Annotated in this window: 1 protein-coding gene; it reads right to left on the bottom strand. The window is 52.3% G+C overall.

All coding sequences use genetic code 11. The features are described 5' to 3' along the window. Positions 1–2,041, bottom strand: a 2,041-nt coding sequence (locus tag J5224_RS25575) for a molybdopterin-dependent oxidoreductase (RefSeq protein WP_264628009.1), incomplete at its 3' end; no start/stop codon positions are given. Positions 2,042–2,096 lie beyond the last annotated feature (55 nt).

The following is a 2,096-nucleotide window of genomic DNA, read 5'->3' on the forward strand; positions in this document are numbered from 1 at the left end:
AGGCTTCTCTAAGCCAGGGCACGTTATCCAACGTACTGTGTGAACGTCTTAAATAGTGCGGATTGTAAACCTGGAAGGGATACTCGCCTTTCACTTTAGCGTTCCAATCTGAGAAGCTTTCTTCATACCCTTTGGGCTTGGCGGTATAGGCAGGAATAGGAGGTACTTCATTCCAGCCGTACTCATGGCTGATTCGTTTGAGTTTCTCGCAATAAATTTCAAACTTCCCGCTATCCGTGTCGCGTGGATTCTTCTCTGGGGCCTGGACAAAATCTTTATAGGCGATATAGCCGTAATTATCCCCTTCGGTGCGCTCTACCTGATAGGTGCCACGGGTCAGGAATGCATTCAGCGAGGTTTTGCCCTGCTGCGTTTTCCCCTTAACGCCCCATGCTGCCAGATCCTGCTCAGTGATGGTTAACAAAGGAACCTTGGTCTTACCGTCTTCATCAATGACGTTAGCCCCTTGCAGCGTATTGAAAAACTGCTGCTTTTCAGAAATCGGGAAGATTTTATCAACATCAACGCCCAGACGTTTGCCGATCTCTTTTGCAATCCATTGATCGCTTTTCGCTTCATAAAGCGGTTTAACAATATTCACTGCCACAATCAGCACGTCGCGGTTGCTGGGGTTTAAAATGGTGCCTTCCCGTTCCCATTCGGTCGTGACCGGCAAGACCACATCAGAATACTTGGCGCTGGTGTGCAACACATAAGTGGGAGAGACGATGAACTCAACCTTCTCCCTTAGTGCAGCGATGCCTTGCGTAATATTGGCTCGCGTTTGCATCGTGGCATTGAAGGTGTGGAACATCATCTGGATATCCACCTGTTTCTCGCCCTTACCGCGCTGACGAAATTTGCCTTCCGTTAATGCCCTGTTGATCTCGTTGTGATTAATGGTGCTGCTGATCGGGTTTGGGAAGTTGGGGAGCCCTGTACCGCCGCCGTTAACCAAACGTGTACCGCCGTTGCCAGCCGTGTAATGGCAGCATACGCCAGTCATTCGGCCAGAACGGCCCATATGCCCGGTCATAAAACCGAGCGTTGAAAACGCATGAACCCATCCTTCACCATTGTGAATACGGGCTGGTGCCCACCCAGTGAGCAGGGCGACGCGGCGAGTGCCACCGATTTGTCTTGCCAGGCTACGGATAGTGTCTGGCGCAACACCACAGATTTCGGCGGCCCACTCAGGATTCTTGGGCTCGTGGGTAAAGGTGCCCAACAGATAATCTTTGAAATTATCATCGGGATTAGCGCTTGCAGGCATGTGCTCCCTGTCGAAGCCAACACAGCAACGGTTCAGGAAATCCCAATCTATCAGCGGGTTGTTTTGCGGATCGTCCTCTTCCAGTAGGGCATACATAATGCCTAGTGCAAGCGCATGGTCTGTGCCAGGGTTGACCGGAACCCAATCGGCATCGAGCAGCTCACAGGTTGCATGGTAGCTCGGATCAATACAGATAAAGCGCGCACCGGCCTTTTTCGCTTGCAGATAGTGATAGGTCGGGCTGCCCGGGCTACTCCAGGCGGGGTTGGCTCCCCACAGGACGATAAGCTGAGATTTGCGTAAGTCCAGACGATCGTTGGTGCCGAAACGGACCCACCCATCATGAACGCCGATATATTCCGGTGTGTCTTTCCATGCTCCCCAGGACGTCGTTCCCCAGTCTGAGGTATAACCGCCGTAGTTAGCGTACATATTAAGGTAATGCGTGCCGTTAGAGCCGGTGAGCCAGATTGACTCATTGCCATACTTTTCTTTGATACGCTTGGTTTCGCTGGCCACAATGTCCAGCGCTTCGTCCCAACTGATGCGTACCCATTGATCACGCCCACGGAGCGATTTATCACCGCCGCCAGGGGCCCAGTTTTTACGCTTCATGGGATAACGGATACGGTCGGCACCAAAGACTTGTTTACGCTGGGAGCGGCCGCGCAGACATCCCCGTTGTTGAGGATTATCAGGGGTGTCACTGTGAGTATCATCCGTCTTTTGACGTTCTACTACGCCATCTACCACCAACGCCTTGTTCAAGCAGCGGCCACCACAGTTATGCCAGCATGCTGCGGGTTTCCAGGTGCCTGTTTTG

It is taken from the genome of Candidatus Symbiopectobacterium sp. NZEC135 (assembly GCF_025962695.1).